The organism is Neorhizobium sp. PAMB6630 (assembly GCF_058242775.1).
Genome location: NZ_JBZAYV010000002.1, coordinates 1297570 through 1312896, shown reverse-complemented (window position 1 = coordinate 1312896; position 15327 = coordinate 1297570). Strand labels below are relative to the sequence as shown.

Below are 15327 nucleotides of genomic sequence, written 5' to 3'. Positions count from 1 at the left end.
GCGTGCAATCGAATAGTCCGCCGGGCCGCATATCCGCGCTTCCAAGCAGACATGGGCCCGGCCTGACGTGTCGACCTGCCGGCTTGACCAGGGTCACCTCTGTCCCGCCGGAAAGCAGTTCAGTCAGCGCGTCGCGAGGAAGTCGATGATTGCCTTGCGTTCGTCAGCCTTGGCAAAACGCTGGGTCATGCGCGTTCCCTTCACCAGCCCACCCGGATTGGTGAGGAATATGTCGAGCTGGGCGGCATCCCAGGTGATGCCCGCGCCCTGCATGGCGGGCGAATAGCGGAAGCCTTCGACGCTTCCGGCCGCTCTGCCGATCACCCCTTGCAGATGCGGGCCGACGCCGTTGCGGGTGCTGTCGATCTGATGACAGGCACCGCAGCGCTGTTGGAACAGCTTCTGTCCGTCTGCCGCATCCTGGGCATGAGCCTGAAGTGCCAAGACAACGGTGGCGATCACTGCGGCGGCGATCTGCTGGATAAACCTCATCATCCCTGCTTCTCCTGGAATGTTGTCTTCGACAGCGGCAGGCTGCGCGGTCGTTCTGTGGCAAGGACGGCCACGGCATTGGCGATGGCGGGAGGTACGCCCGGCAGGCCGGGTTCACCAATACCGCCGATCGGCGCACCGCTTTCGATGATGCGGACATGCACTCTCGGCATGCGGTCCGGCGTCAGGATCGGATAACCGTCGTAGTTGCGCGCCTGGGGAAGACCATCGACATAGACGACCTCTTCCAGAAGTGCGGAGGAAACGCCGAGTGCAACGGCGGAGTTGACCTGATGCTCGATCACCCTCGGATTGACCACCGTGCCCGGATCGATGGCGACCCAGACGTCATGCACCACGACCTGACCATCCGAAAGCGAGACTTCCGCAATCGTCGCCACTTCGCTTCCGAAGGGAGAGGCCATGGCGACGCCGCGGGCGCGGCGTGTGCCATCCTCTGCGGCGAAGGGCCCGCGTTTCCAGCCACCGGAAAGCGCGGCCACAGCCTGCAGCAGCGTGAGATGGCGCGGGCTGTTTTGCAGGAGCGCAAGGCGGAGTTCATAGGGGTCCTTCGTGCCGGCATCCGCCATCTCATCGAAGAAGGTTTCCGAGAAGAAGTCGTTCATCGAATGACCGACCGAGCGCCAGAATCCGATGATGGCGGGATCGTCGACATGGATCTGGGCGATCCGCTTGTTGGGGATCGCGTAGACCTTGCCGGCAATGCCCTCGACGGCAGAACTGTCGACCTTGTCGGGCTGGCGGCCATACCAACGTCCCGTCGCACCTTCGCCCACCGCAACCGCTGAAAACGCCGTCGGATTGCCGTTCTGGTCGAGGCCTGCGCGGAAGCGAACCGCTGCCATCGGCCGCAGCGTGTCGCGCAGAAATTCCTCCTCGCGGCTCCAGACGAGCTTGATCGGACGCCCGACCGCCTTTGAAAGCAGGATGGCCTGCGGATAAGGATTGGCGCTCTGGTAAAGGAAGTGACGACCGAAAAAGCCACCCAGCATCGGCGAGTGGACGATGACCTTCTCAGGCGCGATGCCCGCCACCTTGGCCGCATCTGCCTGAAACATTTCCGGCGCCTGGTTCGGTATCCAGAGTTCGAGCGTACCGTCCTCGTTCCAGCGGGCCACCGCCGATGGCGGTTCCAACTGGCCATGGACGAGATGCGGCGCGTCATAGGTCGCTTCCACCACCTTGGCAGCCGATGAAAGCGCAGCGGCTGTATCCCCTTCTTCCTCGAAGGTTACGCCGTCGCCGTTGGTTGCCTTGAGCTTTTGCATGTGGTCGGCGCTGGAGAAACTGGCAGGCATGGCATGAGGCGTTCCTGCAGCCGCTTCCGTCCAGGTGACTTGCAGGGCCTCGACTGCCATGCGTGCGCGCCACCAACTGTCGGCGACCACGGCGACAGCACCGGGCAGCGTGTGCACCGAATGCACGCCGTTGCGCCCCTTCACCTCCGCCTCATTGGCGAGGCTGCCGGGCTCACCACCAAGCCTTGGACTGTGCTGGACGGCGGCAAAGAGCATGCCCTCGACCTTGGTATCGATCGCATACTGGGCCTTGCCCGTCGACTTCGCCCGGATATCCAGACGTTCGACCGGTTTTCCGATCCAGCGAAAGTCCTTGGGCGCGCGGAGCGTGATGGTTTCCGGAACCGAAAGCAGCGCCGCAGCCTCTGCGATCTCGCCATAAGCAAGGCTACGGCCGGACGCTCCATGCAGCACACGACCCGGCTCGGTCGAAAGCTCTGCAACCGGTGCCGACAGTCTCTCGGCGGCAGCCTGCAGCAGCATGGCACGCGCCGACGCACCGAGCTTGCGCATGAGGTCATAGCTTGAGCGAACCGAAAAACTGCCGCCGGTGAAGCGGAAACCGCCGATCAGGCCATAGTCCGGACCGGGCGGTGCCGCCTCGACCACGAAATTGGCGGGGTCGACATCGAGTTCTTCGCCAACGATCTGTGCCATGGCGGTGAAGATGCCCTGACCACCCTCGATGAAGGCGCTCCGGAAAAACACCGTGCTATCGGGGCGGATCTCGATGAAGGCGGGGACGCGGGTTCCCGGAGCCGCTGCTGCAGTGGCGGCTTGAGCGAGCGCCGGGCGGATCGCGCCGGGGAGGGTCACGCCGAGAACAAGTGCGCCGGCCACCGAGCCGAGGAACCCACGGCGCGAGACCTTGAACGGTGTGTCATGGCTCGTGGCATTGCCGGCAGCGTCAATATGGACCTGGTTCATGGTGATCCTCCCGATCAAGCCTGCGCCGCTTCGCGCACGGCAGCAGCGATGGCGTTATAGGTTCCACAACGACAGAGATTGACCATGGCGGCGGCAATGTCGTCGTCCGTCGGCTGGGGCGTCTCTTTGAGCAGTGCGGTCGCGGCCATGACCTGGCCGGACTGACAGTAACCGCATTGCGGCACCTGATTTGCGACCCAAGCCTCGACCACCTTCTGGCCAACCGGATCATTGGTGATCGCCTCGATCGTGGTAATTTGCGTGCCCACCAGCGCGTCGACCGTCATGACGCAGGAGCGGGTCGGCTGCCCATCGACGAGAACCGTGCAGGCGCCGCATTGCGCAACGCCGCAGCCATACTTGGTTCCGGTCATTCCCAGCGTATCGCGAAGCACCCAGAGCAAAGGCGTATCAGCTTCGATATCGACAACGTGCTGTCTTCCGTTGATGTTGAGTTCCATGCTGTCGTCCTTCGATCGGTTCCTGGGGGCGTGGGGACAGTGCAGGACTGATCCATGACACAGCCTATCAAGTACTTTTGATATGCATTAGTGGTCTGCAATCGCTTAGATTTATCGACCTGCGCCATAAATGGCTGTCGACATGCGGAGTGACGAATGCCCAGGGAAGATTTCAACGACTTGCTCTGGTTTCTGGCGGTTGCCGAAGACCGCAGCTTCACCAAGGCGGCGGCAAAGCTTGGGATTACGCAGTCGACGCTCAGCCACACCATCAAACGGCTGGAAAATCGCTTGGGATTGCGCCTTTTTACGCGCACCACGCGAAGCGTCTCACTGACAGAAGCCGGCGACAGGCTGTTCTACGCGCTGCTGCCGAGCATCAAGGAAATCCGAGATCAGCTCGAGGCGCTTTCGGATCTTCGCGACAAGCCTTCGGGCACTGTCCGGATTACCTTGTCTGACCACGCCCTGGAAACGGTCGCCTGGCCCAAGCTCGAACCCGTTCTCAAAGCCTATCCGGAAATCCGCGTCGAACTCAGTCGAGACAACGGCTTGCGCAATATCGTCGAGGACGGTTTCGATGCAGGTGTCCGCTTGGGCGAGAGTATCGAGAAGGATATGATCGCTGTCCGTATCGGTCCGGACTGGCGGATGCTGGTGGTCGCTTCGGCGCAATATCTTGCGGACAAGTCGGTGCCGCAGCACCCGCAGGATCTACTTTCGCATAATTGTATCAACATGCGTCAGGCAACCGCGGGCGGTCTCTACGCATGGGAGTTCGAGAAATCCGCGCAGGAGATCAGGGTTCGCGTTGCCGGTCAGCTGACATTCAATAGCTCATATCCGATGGTCCAGGCAGCAGTGAAGGGCCTCGGGATCGCCTATGTGCCTGAAGATCTCGTCGGCACTCAACTCGCTTCCGGGGAACTGGTAACCCTTCTGGAAGATTGGACGCCAGCTTTTCCTGGCTACTATCTATACTATCCGAGCCGTCACCAGAATTCTCCAGCCTTTCGCATCGTCGTCGAGGCGCTCCGTCAGCGGTAAGCCATCCCGAATGACTTTCGGCGAAAGCAATCCTCGACGCAGTGCCAGTTCGTTGTCAATAGCCTTCCGAGGAGCTGGATCCGCAACGGCATTCACAGGGTGTGCTGTCCCAGACCATTGCACTGGAAAGCCTTCCCTGCCTGCCGAATGTTCCTGTAAGGACCGCATGATGCCTGAAGTTTTGCCCGGTGGTGAGCTCGATGCCTTTCTCGTACGTCGCATTGCAGCGCTGACGAAGCAGGACGAGGCGTCCATCGGCCTTGAGACCTTTCTCGAGGATTGGGGCTTGCAGTCCATCGATGCGGTGCTGTGATGCGGTGAGGTGGAGGACGCATTTCAGGTGGAGCTCGACCCGGGGCTGATCTTCGACCACGAGGACGTCGGCAGTTTTGCTGCGGCGGTGCCTGGTTCTCACCGCTCTCCGACGCCCTGGCCCTTGTTCTGGATGGGGAAGGGGATGTTGGAACCGTCTTGGCCTATGTGATTGAGGATCGATTGCTGAAACGCCGTTGGCGGTTTTGGGGGCCAGGCAGTTTGAACGCCTTCTATGGCTGACTGACCTTTCGTTGCGATGCGGCTTGACGTGCACACGCCTTCAGAGGACGGCGCTATTGCGTACTGAGCGCGTTTCTCCAGGTGCATATTCGTCTGACGCCGCCAACCGAGTTGCGTCTGATCGAATAGGCGTGCCTGTCGGGGAAGATGTTCTTCTGAATGTCTCGGACGATTGCCCTGACGTCGCCCGCAGGCGCTACCAGATCGGTGAACCAGAGGTTCGAGCCTGAATTCCATGCACTGGCAGGCGGGTTGATCCCCTCGTCGTGCAGGGCGCGATGATGCTGCTCATCGACCAGGGCCCAGGTAACGAACGCGGCCGGCCGGCCCCTGCTGTCGAGATAGACCTTGAACTGGTGCGCATCCAGCGGCGGAATAAGGTAACTGCCCAACTGTTCGACGCTATAATGGCGATAGTGAGAATCGAGAGAGATCGCGGTCATCATTCCGAAAATCTCGAAAAAGCCGTACACGCGCCCCTCTGGCGCCCCTTCGACCAACCTCATTCCATGCTCCAATGTCTATTGCCGGTGTCGCGGCGCCGCACCGGGCAGAGGCGCGTCGGCATCGCACGCAAACACGAAGAATTGCGTTTTGCCTGGAACTTTAGGGCGCCCCTCGGCTTTATCCAGCATGATGCATATCAAATATGCATCATATCGATGACCTAACTGGAATTACGCTCGCATTTTTGAAGAGGAGAATTCGAATGGGAAGCGGAAACTCAAGTGGTGGTGGCGATAACGTCAACCAGAGAGACAAGACCGGCCGGCTTGGCAACAACCGCGACGGCATGACCGATACGGGGAGAAGCGCCAGAGACCGCGATCCCGACGGCAATTTTGGTTTCAATGATCACACGTGGAGTTCGTTGAACGGCAATGGCTGCAGCAGTTGCCACTCAAGCGATCCGGGGCAGTTCTCGCAAGGCGGTTATAGCCGCTTTGACGGAGGAAGATAATTCTCATCTTGACCAGTTTTGGTGCCCGGGCGGCGGTTTTCGCCCGGACGCTTTTCAGGAGGTGGGATTATCGCCATACAAAAAACGATCCTCGCAATATCTGCTGTCATCGGTGCGGTGTTTGTGGCCGTAGCGGCTGTGCATCTTTCGTCGGTCAGATCCAGTTACAACCGTTTCGTCGATCGCGCCCTTTTCGAGAATGGCGTGCAGATCAACATGATCACCAGCAGCGCATTTTCGCGCGAGGAGGCGCCGCAGGTCATCCGCGTTGGCATTAACGGGGATGCATCTGCAGAGAGCAAAACCCTTGTACGGTCGGCTTATGGCTTTCTTGGCGATCTCAGCGGCCGCACAGTGGACCTGACAGAAGACGCCGGAAATATGTTCGGGCAAGACCGGTTTGTCTATGTGGCCTCGCCCTCGAGGACGCTCGACAGCGGCGTCATTGATTTCGTCAGCAAATTGCAGGGCACCGTCCGCCAGGTCTATCCCAATGAACGCGCGGAAGCCTTCTGGGCTTATCTGTCTGCCACCCTGCGCAATTTCAATGGAACACCGTTTTTCTTCAATTCCGAATTTGCCAAGATCGACTTCGATAACGTCATCCGGAACGGTGCGGCGTACCGGCTTGCCGATACGAAAATCGAGCGCTCCGTCGTTTATGTAAACACGCCGTTTCTCCAAGGCCTGTCCGCGCCTCAAAACCAGCGTTTCACCAACTCCGTGACGCTCCAGGAGATCTTCCAGGAGTACAATCTTGCGTCCGACGTCAACGATCCGGAATTCAAGCTGAAGACCATCCTCTATGATCATGACGAAGCGCTGGGAAACCTGACCGGCGCTGCAAGGCGTGACGAATTGCAGAAGAACGCCGCAAGCGGACTATGTCCGTTCGACGTCATGCTGACCAGTCAGATCGGCCAAAGTGGCGGCAGCAATCCTGCCCCGGTCGGCCTCTTCGGGTTCCTGAAACTGCAGATGTCGGCCTACTACCACCGCTGGGGCAGCAACGACGATCTGTTTGACGAACGCTGCTGGTAACTTCGCCTTGCTGCCAATGGCAGGCAACCCGGGAGGCCGAAATGATCGATTTCACCGCTGCGCTCATCACGCTGTCGTTGTACATCCTGATCTGGGAAAAGCTGCCCTACTGGGGCACCTGGTTCAACACGCTTCTCGACAGAAGCCCGCGCTGGCTCCAGACGCTGTATGGACAATGGCGATGCGCTTTCTGCGCTGCGTTCTGGATTGCCCTCCTCCTGCATCTGCTCCCCGGCCTGTCGACGCTCACCGGTTTGCAGGCGACCACAGCGGATGCGGTATGGCCGGTCCACGTCCTGATGATCTTCCTCGACAGCCTCAGTTGCGCCACCCTGGTCTATATCGGCAACCTGTTTATCAGTGCCATCCTTGCCGCTACCCCGCGTGGCCATGAACTGCGGATCGATTACGCGCGGAAGGTTTCCCCTCGAACGTCCGGCGATGATGCCTGGCTGCCGCCAGGGCATCCGTCGGCGGCGGCGTCCGGGGCCTGAGCATGCAGCACGCCCAGTCCCACACCAAGGCCGAGGTGCCGCTGAAATGGTTTGCCGATGCGATATGGAATTATCGCTCGATCTATGCCGAACTGCTGGGACTGGCGATATGCCTGAGGCTGATCGCGCTCGTCGAACCCTTTATCTTCCAGGTGATCATCGACCGTGTTCTGCCCTTTCAGCGCGAGACGACGCTGACCGTCGTACTTTTGATCTTCACCGCTGTCAGCCTTTTCCAGGTCGGATTTCAGATGCTCTCGGCCTATCTGGGGATTATCGGGTCCAACCGCGTGACGCAGGAGCTTGGAAGCCGGATTTTTCGGCATCTGTTCAGCCTTCCCTATTCCTACTTCCGGAAATGGAACATCGGCGAAACGCTCTCCCGTCTGTCGGAGACCGATACGATCCGGAACTTTCTGATTGCGGCAACGGCCGGCGTCTTTCTCGACGTTCTGTTCGTCGCGATCTATCTGGCCGTGCTTTTCTCCCTCTCCGCGCCACTGACCTGGCTCATCATCGCAGCACTGCCTATTCAGGCCGCCGTTTATTTCGTCTTCGGACCGTTTCTACGACGGCATCTACGGGCCCGCTTCGATGCCTCCGCCCATCACCAGTCGAAGATGGTCGAGTCACTGACGGGTATTGCAACCGTGAAGTCGCTCGGCGCCGAAAGGCAGGCAATCGACCAGTTGAACACTACATTGAGCCGGCTGCTGGCGACGGGGTTGAATGCCGGCAAGATCGACATCTATTCGGCGCAGCTGAATTTCGTCGTCAACCGCGGCCTGACGATCCTCGTTTTGCTGATCGGGTCCAAGCTGGTATTTGCCGGAAGTCTCACGCTCGGTCAGCTGGTGGCCTTCTACCTGATATCAGATAAGGTTCTGGGTCCAATTGCCACCTTTTCCGAACTGTGGGAGCGCTGGCAGAATGCGCGGGTGTCCCGCCAGCGACTGGCAGACGTCCTCAACGCGCCGACGGAGCCGTTCGACACCCTGCCGAGGCTGCCCGACACGGTGGAACCGAGCCTGACCCTGTCCTCGGTTTCCTTCAGCTATGTGGACGGCGTGCCGGTTCTCAGCGACTTCGCGTTCCATGCCGAAGGCCGCAGCCTGAACCTCGTTGTCGGCCCGTCCGGGACGGGAAAATCGACATTCGGCCGCCTTGCCGCCGGTCTCGAAATACCCTCTTCCGGCAGCGTCACCATCGGCGGCCTTAACCTTCGGGATCATGACCCCCACGACGTCCGGTCCAAGATCGCCTATGTCCCGCAAGAGGCCTATCTTTTCGAGGGCTCGATCCTCAGCAACTTGCGGATGGCGTCAGATGATGTCAGCGACGACGAGATCAGGGCCGCCCTTAAATCCGCCGCCGCGCAAGAGCTTGTGGATTCGCTCCCCAAGGGCATTCACACCGAAGTGGGTGAACGGGGAAGCGCCCTGTCCGGCGGCCAGCGGCAGCGACTGGCGATTGCGAGAAGTATTCTCACCCGGCCGAAAGTTCTCATCCTGGATGAGCCGACCAGTGCCGTCGACAACGATACACAGGCACGGCTGGCAAGGGAGTTCGCCGCGCTCAGTGCAAGCGTCACCATCATCATCATAACCCACAGGCCGCAGGCATTTCCCAATCCCAGCCAGATCATCGAGTTCCAGTGAGATGCGAACCAACCCAATCCAGCCAACGGTCTCGCCCACCATACACATTACGGTTCTTTTGCTGATCGCGGCCTTTGTCACGGCCATTGTGCTTGCCTTCGTCCTGAAAATCGAGATTACCGCCAGAGGCAAAGGCCGGATCGTTCCGTTGACACGGGTCCAGCAGATCCAGCCGGATACGCCCGGCAAGGTCGTCGCCATCCATGTCAAGAATGGCGATCGCGTTGCCGCCAACACCGTCCTGATCGAATTCGATGCGACCCAGGCGGCCGCGCAACTGGCGATGCTTTCCCGCGAGATGAGGCATCTGGAGATCGAACGCTTCCGTCTCAAGGCGCTGACGGGTTTCATCGACAGATTGGCAGCGGATGACAATGCGGATGCCGGCGCGGCGCTTAGCGAATTCACCGGCGACAATGCCTCAACCCGCGAACCCAGCTATTTCGAGGAACAAAAAAAGCTGCTGGCGGCCGAGGTCGGAGAGTTGAAAGACAAGATCCGGCAGCAGTTTTCGAAGCGGGACGAAAATCTCAAGAGCCAAGCTGTGAGCCGGGCGAACCTGGCGCAAATCGAGGCGTCGTTGCCGATCAGGCAGGAACGCCTCAATACGTCGGAGCAGCTGCGGCAGCAGGGGGCCGCAAGCGGAACCTCCTATCTCAACTACCTCGAGGAGTTCGTCAGCCTGGAGAAGCAGATCGCCGTCCGCCGCAGCGAACTGGAGGAAAAGGCCTCCCATCTCGCCCGTCTTTCTTCGGAAAGAAGCGAGTTGCTATCGAGCGCCTTGAGCCGCAGCAGACAACGGCTTGCGGAGATCGAGAGCCGGATGCTGGCAGCGACCGAAGAGCTTCGGGTTGCCAACCTGAACTTTAAGAACAAGACGCTCGTCGCCCCGGTCGATGGCATCGTCGACGGCCTTAATGTCCATACGATTGGCGGGGTTTCCGATACCGGCGATGAATTGATGCGCATCGTCCCCCATGCGGCCGGCCTCGAAGTCGAGGCAGTCTTTGCCAATGAGGATATCGGATTTTTGCAGATAGGGCAGGATGCCAAGCTGAACCTTGCCGCTTTTCCGGCGGAACGCTTCGGCTTTTTGTCCGGCAAGGTGACCTATGTCTCCGCTGATGCAGTGCGCCAGGCGGACGACACATGGGGTTATATCGTCAAGGTCAGTCTGGACCGGAACGTTCTCGATGTCGCAGGTTCGCAGTATCTTCTTCAACCGGGCATGACCGCGTCCATCGACGTTGTCACCGGAGAGCGACCCTTGATCGGATATTTCTTCGCGCCGATCGTCGAGTCCGTTCAGGGCAGTCTCGGCGAGCGTTAGCCATCAACGACCTGTGTCGATTTCCCGCAGCATTTCACGCCCGCGCCCGGATTAATGACATCGTAGAAGCGTTTATCGTGTGCCCGCCATTCTACGCAGCAGCACGTCAGACAGAGCTATGCCTTATCTGGTCAGCCGGCGGCTCGGGGCACATCCTCGGGGGGCGACGGCACGGTGCTGTCTATAGAGGACTGATCTTCGTCACGAAGCGCAGACCGCTTCTACTCGCCGTCGGCCATAACGTTATAGCGATAGGGGCGATATCCGGCTGTCGGTGTGGAATTGCGTTGATAGGCCGCAAGGTGGGGAATAAGGGCATGGACCGCATCCCAGGCCTGCTGCTCGCCCTGCGTCTCCGGTTGTTCCAGCCGTTCGCCGATTTCACCGAGCACCGCCTCACGGTCTATCGTGATGACTCTGCCGTCATCAACGACCAGGCGGCCGGCGACGAATACCTGCGTGATCGCATGGCGTCCGCCGCGATGCAGCACGCTCTCCGCCACCGGCGTCCGGGAGTTCACATGCGGTCGTCCAATTTTGCGGCGATCCATCAGCACGATATCGGCCTGCTGGCCCGGTTCCAGCCGGCCCGTAAATCCGCCGAAGCCGACGGATTGGGCGCCGTGTTCCGTCGCCATCTGCAGCACGGCGGCCGCATCGGGTCGATCGTTCCACAGGCCTGTTTCCCGGTGAAGCGCCCAGACCAGCTTCATTTCCAGCGTCATGTCGCGATCGTCGGCGATGTTGGACTGGTCTATGCCAAGGGCGACCGGAATGCCGCGGCGACGCATTTCGTTGACGGGGGCGATGCCGCTGCCGAGCCTGAGGCCGGATGAGGCGTTGTGGCATATGCGGCAGCCGCAATCGGCGACGATATCGAGATCCTCGCGGCTCATCCAGTTGCCGTGTCCGAGCGTGACGTTGGGCCCGAGGCATTCAAGCGCCTTCAAATGCTGAATAGCACTATGGCCAAACCTGGTGTGGGAGAAATGCGATTGGCGCTCGGTCTCCAGAAGATGCATATGGACCTGCGCGTCGGTTTCGCGGGCCGTCGCGAAAATCGTCTGCAGGCATTCATCCGTACACCAGTGCAGATTGGCAGGGGCGAGATTGATGCGAACATGATCCGGCCGGGCATCGAGCCAGTGTTCCCTGAGCGCACGGTAAAATGTCATCAGGTCTGCAATCGGGATGTTCGACGCCTCGAGTTTCGGCGCAATCCAGGTACGCAGCCCCTCCGGGAGGCTGGCCAGGAACGTGGCATCGTCGTCATAGGTCAGAATGTTGCGGTCGCGGATCATGAAGGAAAAGCCGGCCCGCATGCCGATCTCGCCATAGGCCTCCAATGTGGCGTTTGCCGTCGCCATCCAGTTTTCCGGGGCGCCGACCATTCCGCTGTTGATATGCTGCACCGTCGTCGTTCCGCTTTCCAGCATCTCGATGGCGGAGTAGAGCGTATCGAGCCGGACATCGATCTGGCGCATCGCCCGGAATTGCGGCAGCCATAATTCCAGCGGAGCAAAGGGTACGCCCTGCATCAGGGGTGTAATTCCGAAATGATGATGGCTGTTGACCAGACCCGGCATGGCGATCATGTCGCAAGATCCAAAACGGGGCAGATGATCGTTGCCATAACCAACAGCAGTAAGAGGGCCAATCTGCGCAATCATGCCGGACGCGACACGGATGCCCACATCGTGACGCATGGACATGCTACCGTCGGGCAAAACGCCGCACAAAACGGTTCCGGCTTCAATGATGCAATCGGCAGGCGTTTGCTCTTTGAGGCTCATTTCGTGTAGTCTCCGATCAGGCCGAGGCGGCGGGCGACCACGACCCGATAGAGCGGATCGCCATAAATTTTCATTTCTTCGCAGGCGGAAAACGCAAGGCTGATATCGTGTTCGTCGTAGCTTTGCGCGGCGATCGCATGAATCTCTCGCCAATCGGGCACCTCTATGTGGCGCCAGCGATCGACGGCTTTTCTGTCCGGCATGTCGGGAAATCCAAGCTCGCCCATCAGCGCGGCGATCCCTTGCCAGAACACCCGTAACATCCGATGCAGGGTTGCCTCATCGCAATGCGGTTGAAGCAGACGGATCCAGTGTAGCCCCGTGATGATATGCAATGCGGCGAAATGCTGGGTTGCCGCAAAGATGACGAGCGCGGTTGCCGCCATTTTTTCCATCGTGTCCGGCCCAATGTCCAGCCAATCGACGACGGGCGCAAATTCGGGCACGTTGCCGGCGTCGCGCATGTTCTGCCAGAGAAGATCGTGAAGTTTCAGGCCATGCAGCGGCTGGATAGCCGCAGTCATGGCCAGGACTTCCGCCGGGTCGTTCGTGATCGGTGACGCACCCTGCGGCTGCGGAAGCTGCAGATAGGTGGCCGCCCAGTAGGAGAGCGCAATGGCGATATCGGTCTCGTCGGCGCGAAGCACACCATAGGCTGTTCGCATCAGCGCGTGAAAGGCGCTGGCGGCGATGCCGCCTGCCAGATGCGGCAGATAACGTTCCAGGGCTGCATGGTGCCCAAGCCGCGCCACCTCGCCGGCAAAGAACAGGCGCAGGTCCGGCTCGCCCTCGCGCTTGCCGATGGCGGATTTCCAGTTCCTTTCATCGAGCAGCTCTTGCGGCTGGGCGAAGGGCAGGAGCCGCTTTGCGTCCCGGTAGTGATGGAAAAACCGCCGGAGCTGCACCGGCGCACCGCCGATCCGGTGCAGAGCAACGAGGACCATCGGCGCATGGTTGGCGAATGTGTGCGAAAATTCGGATCCCCATTCCGGCATGCCTGCCAAAAGGGTGTTCAGTTCGTCCGAAGTGCTTTCGTTTGGAACCATGGATCTCAACTCCTCCTTCAAACCGGAATGCCCGCAGGCTTTCACGCGCTTGCTTGCCAGGCATCCAGGTGAACAGCCTCGGCTTCCGCCTCAATCAAGGGACCGATGACCTCGATCTTTTTTTGGCCGGCCGCAAAAACATCGCGGCATGGCAGGTCCATGGTCGGGTTGTCCGGGTGGTCGCCGGTCATGACCTTCAGCCGATGTTCGGAAAGGCCATAAACGACCCGGCCGATGCCAACCCAGTAAATGGCGCCAGCGCACATGGCGCAGGGTTCTGCCGAACTATACAGGGTGCATTCGGCCAGAAACGGCTCCCGGTAGAGCTTTGAGGCGCGCGTCGCCAACAGGCGTTCGGCATGGGCCGTCGCATCGAGATCGGGAAAATATCCGTTTTCTTCCTCGAGAAGAATTTCACCGTCGGGACCGGCCAACAGCGCGCCGAAGGGCATATTGCCGTGCGCTTTTGCCCGATGGGCAATTTCGAACGTCAATCTGAGGAGATTTTCGTGATCAAGGCTCATGTTCGTTATCCTCTCCGGTGTTGGATCGGCTGTCTTTTCCATCGGCTTGCCGCATCATGGGCAAGTGCAGAGTGGAGCTGTCGCCATCGCCTGAGCGGAGCACCAAGGTCGTGACCAGTCGATCCGTCACACTTGCATCCTCTGGACGCACGCCGGTGCCCGGATTGACGGGAAAAGCCGGGAAGGACGCCGCTTGGATAGACAGACGCAGGCAATGGCCTGCCGGCACCGTGACATGGATGGGCCGCAATGTGACGGAGATCGGTGATCCTGTCTCGCCCGCCTGCACGGTTTTATGTCCCGACGTCACGCTGATCGCGGCACCATCCGGGGTAACGACACTCAAGGTGCAATCCAGATCAAAACTCGGCCTGTCGGCGGTAATCGAGAGGGTTACTCTGGCGGCTCCTGCCAAAAGCAGCGCTCGGTCGAGCGGATTGCAGGTATAGACCAGCACATCGCCCCTGTCGTCCACTGCCGCCCTGTCGGCGAAATCTGATGGCGTCCCGAGATGCAAGCCGACGCTCGGGGCTGGCCGCCAGGGATCGTGGACGAGATAGTCCGCGCTCGCAGGTCCCGGCGTCTCGGAAAGCATGCCATCGACACTCGTTGCCGCCGCCCTGCCAGCTGATGAGAGATGAAACACCCGCGCCTCGGCTGTCGGCAGCCTTTCGAACCCGACCCATGCCTTTTTGACAACATCGTAGAGCCGGACCGTCGGATAAGGATTTTCACGGCCTTTGAGCGCCTCGTCAAAGAATGCGAGGATCTCGCGATCGATACCGTCTGCCGCGTCTGGTCCGGCGTCCAGCGCTCCGACCCGTCGTCCCCACGGAATGTGCGACCACGGACCCACGGAAAGCCGCTGCAGGCCGCTGCCGCCGGAAAATGCCTCGAAGGCGGCGAACGTGCCCTCGAGCATGATGTCGTTCCATCCCCCGATATGCAGGACGGGAATATTGAGGTCCACGCCCTCAAGCTGCGAATGCGGAGAGCGTGCCTGCCAATAGGAGGGATCGTCAGCCAGCCATTCATGATAATGCGTATAGCGCGCCGCTTGCTCCAGCACCTCCGGCCGGGCCGGCACCGGGCCGAAATGCAAAGAAGGCAAAGCCGCCAGCAACCTATGGGCGACATCGAGATCGCCGGCCCGCCGGGCATTTTCGACGGCCATCTGGCACGCCCAGAATTGATTGGACTGAAGACGGAACCCGTTGCCTTCAAAGGCCCAGTGTTTGCGCACATCGAAAGCCGCCATGGCGATCGCCATCGCATCCGGCATTTTCCCGCCGGATTTTTGCGCGCCGGCAAGAGCCAGGAACTGGTTCATGCCATGGTAGCTGAAGCCGTAGCTCGCCACCTTGCCATTGCCGCCGTCAAGGTCGGCCGCCAGCGACAGCGTCTCAGCGCCATCTGCGACATCGTCCTCCAGAACTCTGAAGATCCCTTCCGAATCCCCACGGCCGCGAACATCCTGCACCAGAACGACATAACCTTGGGCCGCATACCATGCGGGGTGGGCCAGAACGACCGTCGAGGCAACTTTTCGCCCGTAGGGCAGACGCATGACGAGAACGGGATAGTGCTCCGGGCCGACGGGGCGATAGACGTCTGCTGTCAGATGCACGCCGTCCGTCATGCGCATCCGAAGCGTTTCGATGTCGCGAAGTGGCAGCATG

At 60.2% G+C, this 15327-nt stretch carries 15 protein-coding genes; 7 read left to right on the top strand and 8 right to left on the bottom strand.

The genetic code is table 11. The features are described 5' to 3' along the window. Window positions 1–123: 123 nt before the first annotated feature. Genes AC4CWF_RS24700 through AC4CWF_RS24690 form a run of 3 tightly spaced genes read right to left on the bottom strand, consistent with a single transcriptional unit; the run spans window position 124 to window position 3199 of the window. Window positions 124–495 (bottom strand): c-type cytochrome, encoded by a 372-nt coding sequence (locus AC4CWF_RS24700; protein ID WP_491286423.1) that lies wholly within the window; start codon window positions 493–495, stop codon window positions 124–126. After that, a complete protein-coding gene (locus AC4CWF_RS24695) occupies window positions 492–2738 on the bottom strand; it encodes a xanthine dehydrogenase family protein molybdopterin-binding subunit (protein WP_491286421.1) in 2247 nt (748 codons plus the stop codon). Before AC4CWF_RS24695 ends, AC4CWF_RS24700 begins: the two co-directional genes overlap by 4 nt. Window positions 2739–2752: 14 nt before the next feature. Then, window positions 2753–3199, bottom strand: a complete 447-nt coding sequence (locus AC4CWF_RS24690; RefSeq protein ID WP_491286419.1) for a (2Fe-2S)-binding protein — start codon at window positions 3197–3199, stop codon at window positions 2753–2755. A 156-nt stretch (window positions 3200–3355) separates the two neighbouring features. On the opposite strand from AC4CWF_RS24690, the gene AC4CWF_RS24685 reads away from it, so the two are divergent. After that, window positions 3356–4246 carry a LysR family transcriptional regulator gene (locus AC4CWF_RS24685; protein ID WP_491286418.1) on the top strand — a complete coding sequence of 297 codons (891 nt, stop codon included), beginning with the start codon at window positions 3356–3358 and terminating at the stop codon, window positions 4244–4246. A 169-nt stretch (window positions 4247–4415) separates the two neighbouring features. Further along, window positions 4416–4559: a hypothetical protein gene (locus AC4CWF_RS24680; RefSeq protein WP_491286416.1), complete on the top strand. Its 144-nt coding sequence runs from the start codon at window positions 4416–4418 to the stop codon at window positions 4557–4559. 295 nt (window positions 4560–4854) lie between these two features. Here the strand turns inward: AC4CWF_RS24680 and AC4CWF_RS24675 are convergent, their stop codons facing one another. After that, on the bottom strand, window positions 4855–5307 hold the full coding sequence (locus tag AC4CWF_RS24675; RefSeq protein ID WP_491286413.1) for a toxin-activating lysine-acyltransferase: 453 nt from the start codon (window positions 5305–5307) through the stop codon (window positions 4855–4857). Window positions 5308–5510: 203 nt separating this feature from the next. On the opposite strand from AC4CWF_RS24675, the gene AC4CWF_RS24670 reads away from it, so the two are divergent. The 5 genes from AC4CWF_RS24670 (at window position 5511) to AC4CWF_RS24650 (ending at window position 10285) form a co-directional block, all read left to right on the top strand. Continuing rightward, entirely contained in the window at window positions 5511–5762 is a 252-nt protein-coding gene (locus AC4CWF_RS24670; RefSeq protein ID WP_491286411.1) for a hypothetical protein, read from the top strand. 216 nt (window positions 5763–5978) lie between these two features. Continuing rightward, entirely contained in the window at window positions 5979–6803 is an 825-nt protein-coding gene (locus AC4CWF_RS24665; protein WP_491286409.1) for a hypothetical protein, read from the top strand. Between the two features lie 41 nt (window positions 6804–6844). Continuing rightward, window positions 6845–7297: a hypothetical protein gene (locus AC4CWF_RS24660; protein WP_491286407.1), complete on the top strand. Its 453-nt coding sequence runs from the start codon at window positions 6845–6847 to the stop codon at window positions 7295–7297. A gap of 2 nt (window positions 7298–7299) precedes the next feature. Continuing rightward, the gene (locus tag AC4CWF_RS24655; protein ID WP_491286405.1) at window positions 7300–8955 is read left to right on the top strand and encodes a peptidase domain-containing ABC transporter; all 1656 of its coding nucleotides are present in this window, start codon (window positions 7300–7302) and stop codon (window positions 8953–8955) included. A 58-nt stretch (window positions 8956–9013) separates the two neighbouring features. Next, window positions 9014–10285: an HlyD family type I secretion periplasmic adaptor subunit gene (locus AC4CWF_RS24650; RefSeq protein WP_491286403.1), complete on the top strand. Its 1272-nt coding sequence runs from the start codon at window positions 9014–9016 to the stop codon at window positions 10283–10285. A 221-nt stretch (window positions 10286–10506) separates the two neighbouring features. On the opposite strand, the gene AC4CWF_RS24645 is transcribed toward AC4CWF_RS24650, so the two are convergent. The 4 genes from AC4CWF_RS24645 to AC4CWF_RS24630 all read right to left on the bottom strand — a co-directional run bounded on the left by AC4CWF_RS24645 (window position 10507) and on the right by AC4CWF_RS24630 (window position 15326). Further along, the gene (locus AC4CWF_RS24645; protein ID WP_491286401.1) at window positions 10507–11997 is read right to left on the bottom strand and encodes an amidohydrolase family protein; all 1491 of its coding nucleotides are present in this window, start codon (window positions 11995–11997) and stop codon (window positions 10507–10509) included. Window positions 11998–12074: 77 nt separating this feature from the next. Continuing rightward, a complete protein-coding gene (locus AC4CWF_RS24640; RefSeq protein ID WP_491286399.1) occupies window positions 12075–13124 on the bottom strand; it encodes a questin oxidase family protein in 1050 nt (349 codons plus the stop codon). Between the two features lie 41 nt (window positions 13125–13165). Further along, window positions 13166–13648, bottom strand: a complete 483-nt coding sequence (locus tag AC4CWF_RS24635; RefSeq protein WP_491286397.1) for a nucleoside deaminase — start codon at window positions 13646–13648, stop codon at window positions 13166–13168. Then, window positions 13638–15326: a CocE/NonD family hydrolase gene (locus AC4CWF_RS24630; RefSeq protein WP_491286395.1), complete on the bottom strand. Its 1689-nt coding sequence runs from the start codon at window positions 15324–15326 to the stop codon at window positions 13638–13640. The genes AC4CWF_RS24635 and AC4CWF_RS24630 overlap by 11 nt, the downstream gene beginning before the upstream one ends. Window position 15327 lies beyond the last annotated feature (1 nt).

Excerpts from the sequence above, each read along its gene's own strand:
- AC4CWF_RS24700 (WP_491286423.1), bottom strand. The coding sequence starts at position 495 with ATGATGAGGTTTATCCAGCAGATCGCCGCCGCAGTGATCGCCACCGTT.
- AC4CWF_RS24695 (WP_491286421.1), bottom strand. The coding sequence starts at position 2,738 with ATGAACCAGGTCCATATTGACGCTGCCGGCAATGCCACGAGCCATGAC.
- AC4CWF_RS24690 (WP_491286419.1), bottom strand. The coding sequence starts at position 3,199 with ATGGAACTCAACATCAACGGAAGACAGCACGTTGTCGATATCGAAGCT.
- AC4CWF_RS24685 (WP_491286418.1), top strand. The coding sequence starts at position 3,356 with ATGCCCAGGGAAGATTTCAACGACTTGCTCTGGTTTCTGGCGGTTGCC.
- AC4CWF_RS24680 (WP_491286416.1), top strand. The coding sequence starts at position 4,416 with ATGCCTGAAGTTTTGCCCGGTGGTGAGCTCGATGCCTTTCTCGTACGT.
- AC4CWF_RS24675 (WP_491286413.1), bottom strand. The coding sequence starts at position 5,307 with ATGAGGTTGGTCGAAGGGGCGCCAGAGGGGCGCGTGTACGGCTTTTTC.
- AC4CWF_RS24670 (WP_491286411.1), top strand. The coding sequence starts at position 5,511 with ATGGGAAGCGGAAACTCAAGTGGTGGTGGCGATAACGTCAACCAGAGA.
- AC4CWF_RS24665 (WP_491286409.1), top strand. The coding sequence starts at position 5,979 with ATGATCACCAGCAGCGCATTTTCGCGCGAGGAGGCGCCGCAGGTCATC.
- AC4CWF_RS24660 (WP_491286407.1), top strand. The coding sequence starts at position 6,845 with ATGATCGATTTCACCGCTGCGCTCATCACGCTGTCGTTGTACATCCTG.
- AC4CWF_RS24655 (WP_491286405.1), top strand. The coding sequence starts at position 7,300 with ATGCAGCACGCCCAGTCCCACACCAAGGCCGAGGTGCCGCTGAAATGG.
- AC4CWF_RS24645 (WP_491286401.1), bottom strand. The coding sequence starts at position 11,997 with ATGTCCATGCGTCACGATGTGGGCATCCGTGTCGCGTCCGGCATGATT.
- AC4CWF_RS24640 (WP_491286399.1), bottom strand. The coding sequence starts at position 13,124 with ATGGTTCCAAACGAAAGCACTTCGGACGAACTGAACACCCTTTTGGCA.
- AC4CWF_RS24635 (WP_491286397.1), bottom strand. The coding sequence starts at position 13,648 with ATGAGCCTTGATCACGAAAATCTCCTCAGATTGACGTTCGAAATTGCC.
- AC4CWF_RS24630 (WP_491286395.1), bottom strand. The coding sequence starts at position 15,326 with ATGCTGCCACTTCGCGACATCGAAACGCTTCGGATGCGCATGACGGAC.